Annotated in this window: 16 protein-coding genes; 12 read left to right on the top strand and 4 right to left on the bottom strand. The window is 52.5% G+C overall.

Features of this window, described 5'->3' with window-relative positions:
• Nucleotides 1-319 precede the first annotated feature (319 nt).
• From AO242_RS27615 to AO242_RS27605, 3 genes are all read left to right on the top strand, one after another.
• Entirely contained in the window at nt 320-1,432 is a 1,113-nt protein-coding gene (locus AO242_RS27615) for an alcohol dehydrogenase catalytic domain-containing protein (RefSeq protein ID WP_176560707.1), read from the top strand.
• 254 nt (nt 1,433-1,686) lie between these two features.
• Nucleotides 1,687-2,001 carry a cupin domain-containing protein gene (locus AO242_RS29895; protein WP_257153519.1) on the top strand — a complete coding sequence of 105 codons (315 nt, stop codon included), beginning with the start codon at nt 1,687-1,689 and terminating at the stop codon, nt 1,999-2,001.
• A gap of 49 nt (nt 2,002-2,050) precedes the next feature.
• Nucleotides 2,051-2,959, top strand: coding sequence for a SphA family protein (locus tag AO242_RS27605; protein WP_099271242.1), 909 nt, complete (start codon nt 2,051-2,053; stop codon nt 2,957-2,959).
• Between the two features lie 19 nt (nt 2,960-2,978).
• Here the strand turns inward: AO242_RS27605 and AO242_RS27600 are convergent, their stop codons facing one another.
• A complete protein-coding gene (locus AO242_RS27600; protein WP_099271180.1) occupies nt 2,979-3,656 on the bottom strand; it encodes a GntR family transcriptional regulator in 678 nt (225 codons plus the stop codon).
• Nucleotides 3,657-4,097: 441 nt separating this feature from the next.
• Here AO242_RS27600 and AO242_RS27595 point away from each other — a divergent pair, with 441 nt between their 5' ends.
• The 8 genes from AO242_RS27595 to AO242_RS27560 all read left to right on the top strand — a co-directional run bounded on the left by AO242_RS27595 (nt 4,098) and on the right by AO242_RS27560 (nt 13,848).
• On the top strand, nt 4,098-5,369 hold the full coding sequence (locus AO242_RS27595; RefSeq protein ID WP_099271179.1) for an OprD family porin: 1,272 nt from the start codon (nt 4,098-4,100) through the stop codon (nt 5,367-5,369).
• A 367-nt stretch (nt 5,370-5,736) separates the two neighbouring features.
• A complete protein-coding gene (mhpB, locus tag AO242_RS27590; protein ID WP_099271178.1) occupies nt 5,737-6,684 on the top strand; it encodes a 3-carboxyethylcatechol 2,3-dioxygenase in 948 nt (315 codons plus the stop codon).
• Nucleotides 6,685-6,755: 71 nt separating this feature from the next.
• Nucleotides 6,756-7,625 (top strand): alpha/beta fold hydrolase, encoded by an 870-nt coding sequence (locus AO242_RS27585; RefSeq protein ID WP_099271177.1) that lies wholly within the window; start codon nt 6,756-6,758, stop codon nt 7,623-7,625.
• Nucleotides 7,626-7,725: 100 nt separating this feature from the next.
• Nucleotides 7,726-8,520, top strand: a complete 795-nt coding sequence (gene mhpD / locus AO242_RS27580) for a 2-keto-4-pentenoate hydratase (RefSeq protein ID WP_099271176.1) — start codon at nt 7,726-7,728, stop codon at nt 8,518-8,520.
• Between the two features lie 33 nt (nt 8,521-8,553).
• Nucleotides 8,554-9,489 (top strand): acetaldehyde dehydrogenase (acetylating), encoded by a 936-nt coding sequence (locus tag AO242_RS27575; RefSeq protein ID WP_099271175.1) that lies wholly within the window; start codon nt 8,554-8,556, stop codon nt 9,487-9,489.
• Nucleotides 9,490-9,500: 11 nt separating this feature from the next.
• Entirely contained in the window at nt 9,501-10,520 is a 1,020-nt protein-coding gene (gene dmpG / locus AO242_RS27570; protein WP_099271174.1) for a 4-hydroxy-2-oxovalerate aldolase, read from the top strand.
• Between the two features lie 152 nt (nt 10,521-10,672).
• On the top strand, nt 10,673-11,923 hold the full coding sequence (mhpT, locus tag AO242_RS27565) for a 3-(3-hydroxy-phenyl)propionate transporter MhpT (protein WP_373562264.1): 1,251 nt from the start codon (nt 10,673-10,675) through the stop codon (nt 11,921-11,923).
• Between the two features lie 167 nt (nt 11,924-12,090).
• Nucleotides 12,091-13,848, top strand: coding sequence for an FAD-dependent monooxygenase (locus AO242_RS27560; protein ID WP_099271172.1), 1,758 nt, complete (start codon nt 12,091-12,093; stop codon nt 13,846-13,848).
• A 206-nt stretch (nt 13,849-14,054) separates the two neighbouring features.
• On the opposite strand, the gene AO242_RS27555 is transcribed toward AO242_RS27560, so the two are convergent.
• Genes AO242_RS27555 through AO242_RS27545 form a run of 3 tightly spaced genes read right to left on the bottom strand, consistent with a single transcriptional unit; the run spans nt 14,055 to nt 15,486 of the window.
• Complete coding sequence (locus AO242_RS27555; RefSeq protein WP_141562246.1) at nt 14,055-14,498, bottom strand: hypothetical protein; 444 nt, start codon at nt 14,496-14,498, stop codon at nt 14,055-14,057.
• Complete coding sequence (locus AO242_RS30345; RefSeq protein WP_099271170.1) at nt 14,452-14,685, bottom strand: TetR family transcriptional regulator; 234 nt, start codon at nt 14,683-14,685, stop codon at nt 14,452-14,454. Before AO242_RS30345 ends, AO242_RS27555 begins: the two co-directional genes overlap by 47 nt.
• Nucleotides 14,686-14,703: 18 nt before the next feature.
• Nucleotides 14,704-15,486 (bottom strand): IclR family transcriptional regulator, encoded by a 783-nt coding sequence (locus AO242_RS27545; protein WP_099271169.1) that lies wholly within the window; start codon nt 15,484-15,486, stop codon nt 14,704-14,706.
• A gap of 1,357 nt (nt 15,487-16,843) precedes the next feature.
• Between AO242_RS27545 and AO242_RS30340 the strand changes: the two genes are divergently transcribed.
• Nucleotides 16,844-17,131: a hypothetical protein gene (locus AO242_RS30340; protein ID WP_373562266.1), complete on the top strand. Its 288-nt coding sequence runs from the start codon at nt 16,844-16,846 to the stop codon at nt 17,129-17,131.
• Nucleotides 17,132-17,521: the final 390 nt, after the last annotated feature.

The following is a 17,521-nucleotide window of genomic DNA, read 5'->3' as shown; positions in this document are numbered from 1 at the left end:
GGCTTAAACTGCGTGACGGAACCAAGATCTTGCCTCATTTCAAAATGTACTTGCATGCTAGTATTTCAGTGTGCGAGATTACGTCAACAAAAAAAATAAGCAGGTGTCATATGAAATGCCCATCATCATCCTCGTCTCCGCCTTTTCTCCGCATCCAAGATTGGTTTTTATTTACCCGCAGATCCTGTCCTTCATTAGGAACCTAGGGCTTCGGACGCTTCCGCGCGTGACCTAAATCGTCTCCTCCTTCCTCGGATCATGTTGGTTCGTACCGGTATCCATGCGCCCGCAGGAACGCTCACCTAAAAAGGATAAAATCATGAGCAAAATGCAAGCTGCCCGGCTTCACGAAGTTGGCCCCATCTTCACCATCGACCAAATCGATGTTCCTGTGTGCAATCCGAACGATGTTCTTGTCGAGGTTAAGGCCTGCAATGTCGTTCCAAACCTGCGCAATGTGATTGAGCATTACCCGACATGGTTTCCCTACCTGCCTCTGCCTGAGCTACCTGCTATTTACGGGTTGGACGCTGCCGGGATAGTGAAGGCAGTGGGCTCTCACGTGCATAGCGTGAAACCAGGTGATCGGGTGTACGTCAATCCGGGCCGAAGCTGTGGCTCGTGTCACGCTTGCTTGCGGGGTCAGCATTTGAACTGCACTGCGTTTACCTTTCAGGGCTATTTTGGTTTTGGGCCTGGTTCACAGCGCGTATTCGAAGATTTTCCCTACGGCGGGTTTTGTGAATTCATGACTGCGCCAGTCAGTAGCCTTGTGAAGCTTCCCCATTCTGTAACGTTTGAGCAGGGGTGCCGGTTCGGTTATCTGGGCACGGCTTATTCAGCGCTGCGTAAGGCGGGTGTCGGAGCAGGGCAGACCGTATTGGTCAACGGTGCGACCGGCACATTAGGGTTGGGCGCGGTCATGCTCGCGTTAGCGATGGGGGCAACAAAGGTTCTAGGTATGGCTCGCAACCGAGAACTACTGGAGCGAGTTCGCCAGCTCGATCCCGCTCGGGTACATGTGCTTTCGATCGGTGAGGAGCCTATTGAGTCGTGGGTGCACAGTCACACCGATGGTCTCGGGGCGGATGTTTTTATTGATGCCGTTGGCCCGGGTGCTCCTCATCAGATAAGCGTTGATGGTATTGGCGCGCTGCGGCGCGGTGGAAGGATGGTAGATATCGGAGGTATGTCCGAAGACCTCCCTCTGCCGATGTTTAAGCTTATGTGCTACCAAATCAGCGTGATTGGCTCGCTTTGGTTTTCGGTTGCTGAAGGGCAGGACATGGCTGAGATGGCATCGGCTGGCACGTTGGATCTATCTGTTTTTGATCAACTGATATTCCCGCTTTCGAGAGTTAACGAAGCGCTCGACGCTCTGGAAGCGCGAAAGGGGGGGTTCTCGAACGTTGTGGTAACTCCAGGACTTTGAATTTCTAGGCGCTACGTCGCGTGGCGCCTATCAGGAGGCTTGTGATCATGGTAACGAGACGTTTAGTGACTGGGAATGTTGACGGTCGTTCTGTGGTACTCAGTGATGGAGCTGTTCCTCGCTACCATGAGTACAAAAATGTACCTGGATTTTCGACTGCGCTAGTTTGGGCTACGTCGACTCCTTCTACCGAAGTATTAGCGGATCCTATCACTGCCGTCTCGTCCTATATCCCAGGCAGAGGGGAGACGCGGTTGATTATTGCAACCTTTCCTCCTGATTCGGTATTTACTTCGGAAGACTTTGATCCTTGCGCAGCCTGTACCGAGCAGAAGGAGCATTTGACGGGGTTAGTGGATTCTTTCGACCCGGAACGTCCAGGAATGCATAAGACGCCCACCGTGGACTACGGTATCGTCCTTGACGGCCCCGTTTGGCTAGAACTGGATGATGGCGTACTAGAAAAGCTAGACAGTCATTCCATTTGCATACAGCAAGGCAATATACATGCGTGGAGGAATCTGAGCGACAAGTCAGCGAAAATTGCTTTTGTTCTGATTGACTGTTGATATTAAGTTTTAGCAAGCATCACACCAATAATAAAAAGCGAGAATGCTCATGAAACCTTCGGTGCGCGCGTGTCTGCTGTGTTTTGCTATGGCCTGGGTTCAGTCTATATTAGCTACTGAAAATGGTGATACGACTTGGCCATTAGGGGAACAAACTGTTGTTCCCGCGCTCATGCCACCTCCGGGTGGGACAGAGTTTTATAGTTACACCGTTTACTATGCTGCTCACAGCTTCAGGGATAATTCTGGCCGGTCGGCTATTCCCGGTTTCAAGCTTGGAAATTTTGTTCAAGCTCTGAGGCTCGTACATACTTGGGATTACACAACCGAATCCGGGCTTAGCTTTACAAGCGGTATCATTGGGACAGGAGGGCATACCAAGGTTGAAGCAGGTGGGGACTCTGACGAAAGGACGGGAATGAGGCAGACTTACATTACGCCGCTGAATATTCTGTATTCTCCTACGCCCACCTTGCATCTCTTAGGAGGGGTTAGCGTGTTCAAGCCACTTGGAGGATATGATCGCAACGACTTAGCGAATACAACACCTAATTATACGACTTACATTTCCGAGTTTGCATTGACGTGGTTCCCAAGACCAGAGTGGGAGGTTTCACTGGCGCCAACATTTTCATTCAATGAGCGCAATCGTGATACGGACTACCGGTCTGGTGGTGTGTTTAATGTCGACTATCTGCTCGGATATAGGCTCCCATCGCTGCCCGAACTGCAAGTGGGGGTGGCAGGCTATTATACGAAGCAGTTTTCTGACGACGACAGTGTGCGTGGGGCGAATGTTCCAAGCGGCAACCTACTGCAAAAGCTGGCGATAGGCCCGCAACTTTTTTATTCTTTTAGCCCCTCCACTGGAGTGGTACTGAAATGGTTGCACGAGACAAATGTGAAAAATGGCCCAATGGGCGATTCTGTCTGGCTTGAGGCCGCGTTTCCATTATAACTGAGGCCCTCCAATACGTTTAACCGATGACTGCCTTGTCGTCAGTATTCACAGTCTGAAGCGCTTCAATAACATGCCGGGAAACGCTCTCGATGTGCGACATGGCGGCTGTTCGCGCTCTATCTGGGCTGCGTACAGTCAAGGCAGCAATAATCTCGTCGTGTTCGTCTGTGACATCGCTGAGATGAGCGCTAAAACCACAGCTTTGAACAATAAAAAAGTCAGAAAGCTCGAAGTTGGCTAACTGACGAGTAGACACAATCGGTGACCTGGCCATGGCATGGAGGAGCCGGTGAAACTCAACATTGAACTGGCGGTAACTATCGGAGGCATCACTGTGACTCGGATTTATCTTGGCTATTTTTTCGTTCAGCTCCTGCATTCTTGCCACCTCTGGAGGTGTGCCACGCTCAGCCGCCAGGCTTGCGATAAGCCCCTCAGTCTGTGCAAACATCTGGTAGAAATCGGCTACTTCATCGGCAGTAGGCTGAACCACCTGGCAGCCTACCTGCGCGATGATTTGTACAAAGCCTCGTTCTTGAAGACTGTTAAGCGCGGTCATGATCGGCTGCCGACTGATGCCTGTCGACTCCCCGATTTCTTTGACCAGAATCTTCTCTCCGAACAGGTAGTGTCGTGTCAAAAGACGCTGGAGGATCTCATGGTAAATCGCAACTTTTTTATTCGGAGTGTGCATAGGCTTTCAAGGTACAAATAGTGGCGCCGTCAAGGCGGGCTGAGCGGTCACTTTAGTAGGCAAAGCGCCGGCCTACAAGGGTCGATCCAGCATGGTGAGGATCGACAACCCAAGGCTGACGAATTGGTACTGAGAACCGTTGACGAGCTGATCTTACACGCTAGCGTGCAAGTGAACAATTCTTAAACAGCTGAGCACCTGCTTGGGATGATGCTTGATGCAAAAAAAACATCAAAACCTCCTACGTCACAGATATAAATACCTGTATCGAGCAAGTGGTTAATACATCGCGAGTGCTGAGTCTCATTCGGCCAATAACGCTGTGATGGTCATGTTTTATTTTTGGGCGGGACGTCTGAAGCGTGCTAGGAACGTATGCTTCATGTTTTGGGTGGTCAAGCAATAAAGCGTTAGTAGAACAATAACTACAGGATTTTAATAATGGATATTTCTGATAGAAAAATTTGGCTTGTGCTTCCAGTTGTATTTACTTGCGCCGTGCAAGCGAATGCCGACGGTTTTACTGAAGACAGTAAAGCTACGCTCACATTGCGTAACTATTACTTTGACAGAGACTACAAAGGAGCTACGTCACAGAGTGCAGCCAGGGAATGGGCTCAGGGTGGAGTTGCTAAGTTCACATCTGGCTTCACATCCGGCCCGCTGGGATTCGGGCTTGATGCGCTAGGGATGGTAGGTCTCAAGCTAGATTCGTCTCCTGATCGTTCTGGTACCGGTCTGTTGCCTCGCAACCCAGTGACAAGGCGTGCAACTGACGAGTACTCAGAGCTTGGTCTTACAGCGAAGGCTAAGGTTTCAAAAACCGAAATTCAGGTAGGCAGCATTTCGACTTTTTTACCAATCGCTTTTGCGAGTCCTACACGGTTGCTACCACAAACCTTTCGCGGCACCTATCTGCGTTCTAGTGACATTGATGATCTCAGCCTACACATTGGTTATCTGGATCGAATCAACCTGCGCGACTCAACTGATTATCAGCCTATGACGGTTGCTTCCCCTAACCGACGATTTCTCGCGACCGCCGAATCGGATAGCTTCATGTTCGCAGGCGGGGATTACAAGCTGACCCCTTCGCTGTCACTGAAGTACTACTACGCCGTACTTGAGGATATGTATCAGAAGAATTACGCGGGGTTTGAGCATGTTTTTGCGCTCGGTAGTGGAAAGCTCAAAACTGATTTTCGCTTTTACAAAACGTCCGAGGATGGAGCCGCTGAGGCAGGTCGCGTTGATAACAAAAACACGGGCGTGATGTTCACCTATTCACTTGGTAGCCAAACCTTTGGGGCGGGATACATGCGACTCGATGGAGAAACCGCGATGCCTTATCTCGCCGGAACGGAACCGCTGGTGGTTAGCGAAGGGTTCCTCAGTTCTGAGTTCTTGAACCCCAAGGAGCGTTCATGGCAGGCCTTGTATAGCTATGATTTTGCAGGCTTAGGTGTTCCAGGGCTGAAAGCAACTACTCGGTATATCAAAGGTACGAACATTGAATTGCCGACCCTGGGAGGCGCGGGCCTAACGGAAAGTGAACGATATCTGGAGCTTTCATACGCGTTTCAGGGCAGCTTGAAAGGCCTTTCCATTCGTGCAAGGCACTCGCTCTATCGCAACGATTTCGCCAGCGCCGCCAGTTTCCGAGACGACAACGAGAGTCGTTTGAATATCGACTATACGATGAGCCTTTGGTAGCCGCGCCGCCGTTTTTTCCGCTGACAGATTCACTTTGTTTAGCACTGAAAAGCGAGTCCTTTTTTTAGACTGATTGTCATGCCGTAGCGGTCTAAATCAAGGTGATCTTGGTCTCTTGACCGCATCCTGCGGGGCGAATCGTGGGATGTGGCAACAGCAGACGAGGCGACAAAATGAACTTGCATGCTAGCATGCAGGCGTGCATGATGAGTCCACCAAAAACAAAGCGCACGCATATCGACGTGTGACCAAGGGACGTCCTTGGAGCGGCAAGTCGGCGCAGCTGTATGCCCGAATTGTCCATCGCCGTCGTGACTGTGCTGAAGGAGCATTTCAAATGCATCCGCGCAGAACGAGGTGTATAGAAATGAGTGTTTTTTTGCATTGTCTGTCACACACACCCTTGGTCGGCTTGGTCGACCCGTCCCCTGAAGTGCTCGCGCAGGTGAATGGCGAAATCGCCTCAGCTCGCGATCGCATTGCGCAGTTTGACCCTGAATTGGTCATCATCTTTGCGCCAGATCATTACAACGGTTTCTTCTACGACGTGATGCCGTCCTTCTGCATCGGTATTGCAGCTCAAGCCGTGGGTGATTTCGGCTCAGCTGCTGGCAAGATATCGGTACCCGCTGATCTAGCGGAAAGTTGCGCAAATGCAGTGCTCAATTCTGGTATCGACGCCGCCGTCTCCTACCGAATGCAGGTTGATCATGGTTTCGCCCAGCCCCTAGACATATTGCTTGGCGGATTGGACAGCTATCCTGTCATTCCCATCTTTATCAATTGCCTTGCCCGGCCTATGCCCAGCTTTAATCGTGTGCGGTTGCTGGGCGAGGCCGTTGGACGTTTCGCAGCAGGGCTAAACAAACGTGTGCTGTTTCTTGGCTCGGGAGGTTTATCCCACCAACCACCGGTTCCGGAGTTGGCAACCGCTAATGCGCATTTGAAAGATCGCCTTCTGGGTAGCGGTCGTGATTTACCCGAAGACGAGAGATCCGCTCGTACAGACCGGGTCATTCACGCAGCGCATAAATTTGTCGAAGATCAAACGACCCTTCACCCCCTAAATCCCGAATGGGATCGGCAGTTTCTCGACACTATTGAGTCAGGAAACCTCAAAGCACTAGACGCCTTGAGCAATGACGATGTGTCTGTCGTGGCGGGTAAGTCGACGCACGAAGTTAAAGCCTGGGTGGCCGCTTTCGCCGCGCTATCCAGCTATGGGCCCTATGAGACCAGCAATCGTTATTACCGTGAGATCCCAGAGTGGATCGCCGGTTTTGGCGCCCTCAGTGCGCGTCCGGTAACTCGCTGATTGGTGGCCAACACCGCGTACTCGATCAGCTCTGCAATTTCCTATCTCCTAGTCAATTTAAGGAAAGAACAATGTCAGCTCCTAATCAAACTTTCACCGAAGCCAACACCAGCAAGTTCGTTCGAATCAAGGAGGGCAACCTGGATTTGCAACTGCATTACAACGACGCAGGTGTAGGCGCTGAAACAATCATCATGTTGCATGGCTCGGGCCCAGGCGCGAGCGGGTGGGCAAATTTCAATCGTAATATTGATACGTTCGTCAACGCAGGGTATCGGGTGATCTTGATGGACTGCCCTGGTTGGAGCAAGAGTGATCCGATTGTGAGTACTGGGTCGCGTTCCAATCTCAATGCTGATGCTCTTAAAGGTTTCGTCAACGCGCTAGGCTTGGATCGCGTGCATCTCGTTGGGAATTCGATGGGTGGCCATACGGCTGTAGCTTTCGCTCTGGACAACCCTGAGCGTGTCGGCAAGTTGGTTCTAATGGGTGGAGGGACTGGTGGAGCCAGCTCTTTCGTTCCAATGCCAACAGAGGGCATCAAGCTGATCGGAGCCGTTTATCGTAATCCGAACATTGAAAACCTCAAAAAGATGATGACTGTCTTCGTTTACGACAGCAGTGCCCTTACAGAGGAACTCTTCCAAGGGCGCCTCGACAACATGCTGAGCCAGCGCGAGCACCTTGACAACTTCGTGAAAAGTGCCGAGGCCAACCCTAAGCAATTCCCAGACTTTGGCCATCGACTGTCGGAGATCAACGCTCAGACATTAGTGATTTGGGGACGTAACGATCGCTTCGTGCCGCTGGATACAGGCCTTCGATTGATCGCCGGTATTCCTAATTCCGAGCTGCATGTGTTTAACGCGTGTGGGCACTGGGCGCAATGGGAGCACGCCGACAAGTTCAACCGCATGGTGCTTGATTTCTTTACCCATTAACAGCATCGCACTACGCGCCGTGCAAGCGGCGCGCCTACGAATGGCGGCCCAGTGAGTTCGGGTTACTCAGTACAGCACTCATGCCATCTATGAGGTAATTATGAGCACTAGACAACAACTACTTGAAGAACTCGCCCGATCTTTGCGTGACGCGGAGCTGACAGGTGAAGCCATACCACCGCTGCGGGATCAGATCGGAGAGGACAATCGTTCTGCAGCCTACGCAATCCAGCGCCTGAATGTCGCACATGCCATTGCAAATGGGCGCCGTGTAGTGGGTCGCAAGATTGGTTTGACCAACAAAAAAGTCCAGCAGCAGTTAGGTGTGGATCAGCCGGACTTCGGAACACTTTTCGCCGATATGTGTTTTGGTGACAACGAAGTCGTGCCAATCAACAGTGTTTTGCAGCCAAAGATTGAAGCTGAAATCGCATTGATTCTAGAAGCTGATCTACCTCGAATCGATACATGTTTTGCTGACGTGATGGCTGCGACTGGTTGGGTTGTCCCCTCGCTTGAAATCGTGGGAAGTCGTGTCCAGGGTTGGAATATCAGGTTTGTAGATACTGTTGCAGATAATGCTTCCAGCGGCTGCTTTGTATTGGGCGGGCCAGCGCGCCGACTTGATGGTGTGGATTTGCGCGAAGCCACCATGCGCATGACTCGCAACGGGGAGGAGGTTTCGGCCGGCGGCGGAGCGCAATGCCTGGGTCATCCTCTCAACGCTGCGGTCTGGCTGGCTCGTACGATGGCGAGCCTGGGCGAACCATTGAAGGCTGGCGATATCATTTTGACTGGTGCATTGGGCCCGATGGCGCCAGTGGCTGCAGGTGATCGATTCGAGGCAACTATCAGTGGTGTCGGCAATGTAGCGGTGGAATTTAGCGCCGAGTGATCGGACATACGCGTGCACAGAGAGAATAAGACAATGAAAAAACTCAAAGTCGCCATCATCGGTTCAGGCAACATCGGTACCGATCTGATGATTAAGATCATCCGCAATGCCAAGCATCTGGAGATGGGTGTCATGGTGGGTATCGATCCCGCCTCTGACGGTTTGGCCCGTGCGGCCCGTATGGGGGTAGAAGTCACTCATGAAGGTGTAGAGGGTTTAACTCGGCTCCCGATTTTTTCGGAGATTGATTTCGTATTCGACGCAACTAGCGCCGGCGCACACGTCAAGAACGACGCCTTTCTTCGCAGTGTAAAACCATCAATCCGCCTGATTGACCTTACGCCGGCGGCGATAGGGCCTTACTGCATTCCTGTCGTCAATCTGGAAGACAACCTCAACGCCTTGAACGTCAATATGGTCACGTGCGGAGGGCAGGCGACCATCCCGATGGTGGCCGCTGTGTCGAGAGTCGCGAAAGTCCATTACGCCGAAATTATCGCGTCAATAGCCAGTAAGTCTGCGGGCCCAGGCACTCGGGCGAACATTGATGAATTCACCGAAACGACGTCCAAGGCAATTGAAGCTGTCGGTGGCGCAGGTTGTGGAAAGGCAATCATTGTGATGAATCCTGCAGAGCCACCTTTGATGATGCGCGATACCGTATTTGTTCTTTCTGAAGCTGCTTCTCAGAGCATGGTAGAGGCGTCCGTTGAAGAGATGGCAGCTGCGGTGCAGGCGTATGTGCCTGGATACCGGCTCAAGCAAAAGGTTCAGTTTGAAGTCATCCCTGAAGATTCACCGTTGAATATCCCAGGGTTGGGTCAGTTCTCCGGTCTGAAAACTTCCGTCTTCCTGGAAGTAGAAGGTGCTGCTCATTACCTGCCGTCCTATGCCGGCAACCTCGACATCATGACGTCCGCTGCTTTGGCTACCGCTGAACGCATGGCGCAGTCGATGAAGAACGCCTGAGGAGAAATACCATGACTGTTGACCTGACAAAAAAACTCTACATCTCCGATGTGACATTGCGTGATGGTAGCCATGCGATTCGCCATCAGTACTCCCTCGACAATGTCCAGGACATCGCTCGGGCGCTTGACCTTGCCAAGGTCGATTCGATCGAAGTGGCGCATGGTGATGGCCTGCAGGGGTCGAGTTTTAACTATGGATTCGCCGCGCATACAGATCTCGAATGGATCGAAGCAGCAGCTGATGTGATCAAGCATGCGAAGATTGCCACGCTCCTTATCCCTGGTATCGGGACGGTGCATGACTTAAAGGCCGCCTACAATGCCGGCGCCAGGGTAGTGCGGGTGGCCACTCATTGCACTGAGGCGGACGTCTCTAAACAGCATATCGAGTTCGCCCGTGAGTTGGGCATGGACTCGGTCGGCTTTCTCATGATGAGTCACATGATCGAGCCGGAAAAACTTGCTGAGCAGGCGAAGCTGATGGAGAGCTACGGTGCCTCGTGCGTTTACATGGCCGACTCCGGTGGTGCCATGAACATGCAAGATATTCGTGAACGCTTTCGTGCCTTCAAAGCGGTGCTGAAGCCAGAGACTCAGACGGGTATGCATGCGCATCACAACTTGAGCCTCGGCGTAGCCAACTCGATTACCGCAGTAGAAGAGGGCTGCGATCGGATTGATGCAAGCTTGGCGGGTATGGGCGCGGGTGCGGGTAACGCGCCACTTGAAGTGTTCATTGCGGCTGCGGATCGCTTGGGTTGGAACCATGGGACGGATGTATACAAGCTGATGGATGCAGCGGATGACATTGTGCGTCCTCTCCAGGATCGTCCAGTACGTGTTGATCGTGAAACGCTGGCTCTTGGTTACGCCGGGGTTTACTCCAGCTTCCTGCGTCATGCTGAAGTGGCCGCTAAGCGTTATGGCCTCAAAACAATCGATATCCTCGTCGAACTCGGCAAGCGTCGAATGGTGGGCGGTCAAGAGGACATGATCGTTGATGTGGCCCTGGATCTTCTGAAGCGCTGATCCCAATGGCCGCTTCATGCGGCCGTTTAACGAATTGTAAAACAATAACAATAGGTCAACATTATGAACGCACACCTGCATTCGTTTGTGAGTAAAAACGTCCGTGTCTGCCAAAAAGCTCTCGCAAAAAATTTCGCAGGAGGATGGGGCTTATGAACTCCTCAACAAGCACCCAATCCCGCCTCCGATTAATAACCACCGTCTCGCTCTGTTTCATGGTCGCGCTCATGGAGGGGCTGGATTTACAAGCCCCCGGCATTGCGGCCCAGGGAATGATGAAAACTTTCACCCTGGACAAGCTTTACATGGGCTGGGTTTTCAGCGCTGGGGTACTCGGTATGTTGCCGGGGGCTTTCCTAGGAGGTCGGCTGGCAGACCGATACGGGCGAAAAAGCGTCCTGATGGGATCCGTCGCCCTTTTTGGGATTTTTTCACTGGCAACTGCTCTGGCGTGGGATCTCAACAGCCTTCTTACTGCTCGGTTCCTGACGGGAGTCGGTTTGGGGGCATCACTCCCCAACCTGATTGCGCTCGCCTCTGAAGTCGCTGGGCCAAAGCTGCGGGGCACAGCGGTCAGCATGATGTACTGCGGTGTACCGTTGGGCGCCGCTGGGGCCGCGTTGATAGGTGTTAATGATCTGGGAGTGGGCTGGCAACTCGTTTTTTACGTTGGTGGCATTGTTCCACTGCTGATCGTACCGCTGCTGTGGATGTACTTGCCTGAGTCTCAGGCTTTTTCCAACGCTTCTGACGATAGAGTCAATGTCACGGAGCTGCTTTTCAAAGGTGAGAGCGCCAAGCCAACACTGTTGTTGTGGGTCAGCTTCTTTTTCACGTTAATGGTGACCTACATCCTGATCAACTGGCTGCCGAGTTTACTGGTCGCTCAAGGATTCACCGGGAAAAACGCGAGTTGGGTTGTGCTGTCGATGCAGCTGGGCGCTGCCATCGGAACGTTGATGCTTGGAGCATTGATGGATCGGGTGGCGACGTGGGTTATGTCTGTTGTGATTTATCTAGGGATACTCACTTCTCTTGCAGCGTTGTATTTCTCAGCAAGCATGTCGGCGATGCTCGCCGCGGGGTTTCTCGCTGGGATATTTACAACGGGGGGCCAAAGCGTCCTTTACGCACTCGCGCCGCTCTTCTACCCCGTAAAAGGTCGTGTGACTGGCGTGGGTAGTGCCGTGGCGATAGGACGGTTAGGGGCAATGAGTGGGCCTCTGGTCGCGGGCAAGATGCTGGCGCTTGGGACAGGTACCGCTGGTGTGCTACTCGCCTGCGCGCCAGGGATCGTGGTTGCTGCGCTTTCGCTTTGCTACTTGTCGGCGGTGCAGAAGAAGGCGCATCGAAAGGTTTTTCGCGAACCAGCTACCGATGGTTCATCGGTCGGGAAGGCATGACCAAGAACACGGAAACGTGTTTTACCCATAGTCACTTGCATGCTAGCATGCAAGTGACTTGATCAAGCGCGACATATTGACGCACTTGCCTGTGCTCGCTCCGAGATGAGCGAAGCATCTGAAGCCAGAAAATAATTACAAATCTGTCTTTGATGGAGACTATAAAAATGAGCGATTCCAAGCAGTTTGATACCGACGTTTTGGTGGTAGGCACGGGCCCTGCGGGCGCCACCGCAGCATTAGCTCTGGCCACCTACGGTGTTCGAGTTCGGGTTATAACGATGTTCAACTGGTTGGCCAACTCTCCTCGTGCGCACATTACCAATCAGCGGGCCATGGAAGTACTGCGCGACCTGGGCCTTGAAGACGTTGTTCGCAAAAGTGCCACGCCTTGGGAACAAATGGGTGACACGCTGATCACGACGAGCCTCGCAGGGGAAGAGATTGCCCGTATGCGTACCTGGGGCTCAGGAGAGGAGCGCAAAGGAGACTACGTCAAAGGTAGCCCCTGCCCGATGGCTGATATTACGCAGCCGCTCATGGAGCCGATCTTGGTGCAGCATGCTGCCGAGCGGGGCGCCCAATTCTCCTTTAACACGGAATACCTAAATCACGTTCAGGATGATGATGGCGTCACCGTGACCCTCAGGGATGTGCACACAGCCCGAGAATACAGTCTAAGGGCACGTTATCTCGTGGGCACAGACGGTGCCCGCTCTAAGGTTGCCGAGCACATTGGCCTTCCCATTGAAGGGGAGATGGCTCGAGCCGGCACTGCATATGTCATTTTCAATGCAGATCTGAGTCGCTACGTTGCGCATCGCCCAAGCGTACTCCAGTGGATTGCGAATCCGGTCGCAGGGTTCGGAGAAATCGGTCTGGGCCTGCTGCGGGCTGTAAAACCTTGGACTCAGTGGATTGCGGGATGGGGCTTTGACATGGCCCAAGGCGCGCCTGATTTTAGTCCTGATCATGTATTGCAGCGCATCCGGACGCTTGTCGGTGACCCCAATCTTGAGGTCGAGATAGAAAAAAACTCGACCTGGTACGTCAATCAGGCATACGCGACTTACTACTCCAAAGGCCGTGTGCATTGCGGAGGTGACGCCGTGCATCGCCACCCGCCATCAAGTGGCCTCGGGTCGAACACCTCGCTGCAGGACGGTTTTAATCTGGCTTGGAAGCTTGCCTACGTAATCAAAGGCTATGCAGGCGAAGCGTTGCTCGAATCGTATTCCGAGGAGCGTGCGCCGGTCGGTAAGCAGATCGTCATGAGAGCCAATCAGTCTCGCGCGGATTACGCGCCGTTCAAAGAATGCTTCCGCATGAATCAGGGCGTCGACAATATTGAGCAGCTTTTGGAGCGGATGCGAGCGCCTACCGAGGAGGGCGTAAAAACCCGTATTCTCCTTCAGAAAGCATTAGAGCTAAAAAACTACGAATTCAATGCCCAAGGCGTTGAGCTCAACCAACGGTATGAATCGAATGCTGTCTTGGCTGACAAAGAGGCAGGAGAGGAAACTTGGGCGCGCGACAAGCAGCTTTATTTACAGGCTACAACCCGTCCAGGCGCGAAGATTCCCCATGTGTGGCTTGTCGATAAAAATGGATTGAAGACATCAACGCTGGATGTCACAGGAAAGGGAAAATTTTCGTTGGTTACGGGCCTGGCCGGACAGGCATGGGCCCGGGCCGCTCGGGAGCTCAATTTGCCTTATCTGCGTACAGTCGTAGTCGGGGCCGCGGGTACCGCTGACCCTTATTTCGATTGGCAGCGGGTACGCGAAATCCATGAGGCAGGCGCACTGCTGGTTCGCCCGGATGGATACATCGCCTGGCGACAACCTGAAGGCGTGTGGGATGAAGGCGAAGCCTTGAACCAGTTGCGTAGCGCGATACAAGCTGTTCTTGATCAGACCTGGTGACAACGGAGCGGTCAGGGGATATTCCTGGCCATTTCGAAACTTACATCGAGCGAACAAATGAATTAGGGGGCTGCTGCTGTAACGGACGTAAGTGGGATCTCCGCTGTGTAGGCTGCCACGATCAGCCTCCCTGCGAAATCCCATTTTTGATCCCTGTGGCCCCCACCTTTTACCACGCCGGTATTTTAGGTCGCTTGCAAAAATCGCTATGCCAGTCTGCTGTGGATGATGCTGGGTATCAGCACTTCAAAGTTTTGCTGGATGTCATCGAGTTTCACCTCACTTTGATTCAACATCCATTCAAAAATTATCCCTGTCATGAGTGCCTTGATCGAGGTTGCTGCCGCCAATATGCCCGCACTGGATGTACCTGCTGCGTCAGTGACGCGCCACTTTAGAACGGCCACGATGTAGGATTTTACTCGTTCGAGAATCTCAGTCAGCCTGCAATACACCTGATGATTGTCCGTGATCAACTCTGTTCGGTGCAGCAAAATAAGAGTGATGCTGTGTGCGCTCGGATCCTGAGTGATTTCCACCAGGCCATCACTTACTTTTCTGGCCAGCTCGCGGATCGAGGTGTTTCTTCCAGCGAAACAAAGCTTACAGGCAAGCGATCCCGCGGTAATTGGGTAATTGAGTGCGGCCAAGCACTGCCTGGAGAAGTGCATACTTATCCTGAAAGTGCCAATAGACGGCCCCACGAGTCACCCCCGCGTATTGGGCGACATCATGGATAGTCGTTTCGGAATAGCCCTTCCTGCTGAAAACCACCTCGGCGGCATCTGGCAACAAGGTGTACGCTTGGTCGGTTATCTCTTTCGGCTTTCTGGCCATTTGAATGCCCTTACTCGATCAATCAGTGGCACCTGCAAATCGGGAAATAGTGGCTTTGCATTCTTCAAGTGCGCTCTTGAACTCGTCGGCACGAGTATTGAATCGTGAGGTGGGTGCAACGACGGTTACTGCATGAGGCCCCATGAACGTCGGAATTAGGATGCTGCAAGCACTGATGCCCACCGAGTACTCCTCATGGGCCGTGGCAAAGCCCTCAGCCCTGATCACATCCAGTTGCTTGAGGAGTGACTTCATATCAAGGGTCGCGGCAGTCATCTTTTCGAGAGAGTCACCCAACCATTCGCAAACTTGCTCGTTGGAGAGCGTAGACAACAACGCCTTACCATCCGATGTGGTGTACATCGGCATCGATAGCCCCATGGGAATGACCACCCGCAGGTCACGTTCGGCTACCACACGATCAATGATGATGTTCTGTCTGCCACTGATGCATGAAAGCGTAACGCTTTCCGCGAGCTGGTCGCAGAGAGACTCCAACGATTTTCGAGCAATAGAAATGATATCGGTATGAGTTTGATGAATCAGTTGCGCAAGTGCAGGGCCCAAGCGAAAGCCATTCCCCGGACGAATAGGTTCCACCAATTGTTCGGTCTCAAGAGCGGCGATGATTCTCTGGACTGTTGAGCGTGGTAGCCCAACGTGCTGTGCAATTGCGCTGAGACTGAGCCCCCTTGGGTTAGCTCCTAACGCACGCATTACAGCACTTGCCCGGGCGATAACCTGGATTCCGCCTACGCGGCTGCCATCCACATCTAGAACCCTATCTTCTCCACCACTCATTCTATACCTCGTCTTCTGTCGGCACCGTCAGGCCCACGCTGGTGCGCAGTCTACAGATTCGTCGCGGCTGTGACGCTTTCGAAAAGCTTCATCGCATGATTTAAATTAACCGCATTATGATATGCCAGACCGCAATTCGGTTAAGCTGATACCCTGAATCTGGAATCGTCACGCCCTTCCTTGGCTTGCCACAAAAGACGGGCAACCGCGCTTCAACGGAGAATGAAATGAATAAGCGGGCTAAAACTGGATATCATTCAGCGATCCCCTGGCTTGCGTAATCCGTCTTTGGGAACAAAAACCCATCCCTCTACAGGATCAATCGCCTCGGGCGGATGAACAATAAAGATAGGTTGGTATGCGTACGACCAGGCCACCAAGGCACAGGTCAGGGCATCTTGTAGATCGAGATGTTCGAGTCCGGCTACAAACTCCCTCGAGAAATATCGGCATCCGTTGAACCACTCAAATAGAAGGGCGCACGCAATTCTTCGATCCACCTTGATCGCTTACAAGCTGATGGGTAAGCCTCAATCGCTGTCAGGAATTGGTTGTCTGTCCACACCCCGCAACTTTCTTTGAATGGAGCAAAGCGCCCTAGTACATGCATGCCCTTAGTGGCCTGGCTACCAATCATGTCCTTGATGGGTGAAAGTGGGGACAGCCCATTTTCGAAGAGGAAATGCTCGGTCTGGCGGTGTAGGTATGGATTTGCAGATGAATTGCCAATCGGCGAGACGGTCTTGCCACAGGTTATCAAATCTATCAGTGGTTTCGAGAAGGTTCCTCATCGGCAATTCTGTTATTTGATCAGCGCATCGAATACGGCAGTTCACCATCGCCCACTAGCTTACGAGTGAGCAGGGGAGAGGACGGTGAAGACTTAACCAATAAAAAAACCCATGGCTTTCGCGCACGGGTTAAAACGTAGACGGGAGCGGGAGCTTCAACCTACGGGCTTCAATTGTAACCGTTGACGCGCTGAGATCAGGCCTTATCCCAACAACAATCATCGATAGTCGGTATTGATATTTACCGTTGTTCACGGAGCTTGTTCATGTGAACGATAAGGGGCCATTTTTTTCTTTTCAACTTTTACCAAGACCCAAGTCCGAGAGGGATCTATGAAGTTTTTACGTGCGACACTATGGAAAACGCTTGTTGTGATGTCTCTTTTGATTTCGGCGGGGTGCGCCGAGGTTAGCACTCGGCAAGCAGCCTTGGCGGCAGATGAAAATGATCCTGGATTGATGTCCACCCATACCGACCCGCGCAATAAAATGGCTGCGCGCGGAAGGTAGGGAGCGGGGGGAGGTCAGCCTTGAATTTGATCGAGGAAGGGTGCGACGTCTCAATCGTGCTGGCGAACCAACTGCCAGATTCCGGCTACATATCGACACGATTACGCACCATCTACAATGTGCTCTGCGCGTCGCCGCGTTACCTTAAACGTAAGGGCTCTCCCGCGTCGCCAGAAGAGCTCCAGGAGCATGATTGCTTACTGATGAGTAGCGTCGCTTTTCCCGATGTGAAATGGCTCTTCGAGGGGGTAGAAGGGCAATCCATTGCATCGTTGAATCCTCGCCTTTTCAGGTCAATTCGGTCGACGCGATCAGAGTCGCTATCTGAAGTGGTATGGGGATAGGTGTGCTACCCAGCTAGTCGGCAATAGCAGGGCTGCGCAGTGGCGAACTCGTTCGGGTGCTGCCGGATTACCAGTTGCAGCAGTTGAATCTTTACGCTATTTATCCTTCTCGGTTGTATATCGATGCCAAGATCAAAACCTGGGTGGAGCATTTGCGTCAATCACTGCCCGCAGCGTTGCAGAAGGATGAGCAGTATATGAATCCGCGGCATGACCGCTAGTGTTCAGGTGGCAGCACGGGTTAACGAGTAAGTAAGTGTGAGTTGAAAAAACCGGTTGTGCGAGCGCGTGGAAGAGCATTTAGATTATATGAGCGCTCCTTGCGAGACGTTCGCTTTGCGACCCCTATCGCCGCGACCAACCAAGCAACTTCTCCACGAGATGGTTCGC

The organism is Pseudomonas sp. ICMP 561, from assembly GCF_002699985.1.
GTDB classification, from domain to species: domain Bacteria; phylum Pseudomonadota; class Gammaproteobacteria; order Pseudomonadales; family Pseudomonadaceae; genus Aquipseudomonas; species Aquipseudomonas quasicaspiana.
Note: the sequence above shows the minus strand (reverse complement) of the source record. Positions and strands in the feature narration are given on the sequence as shown.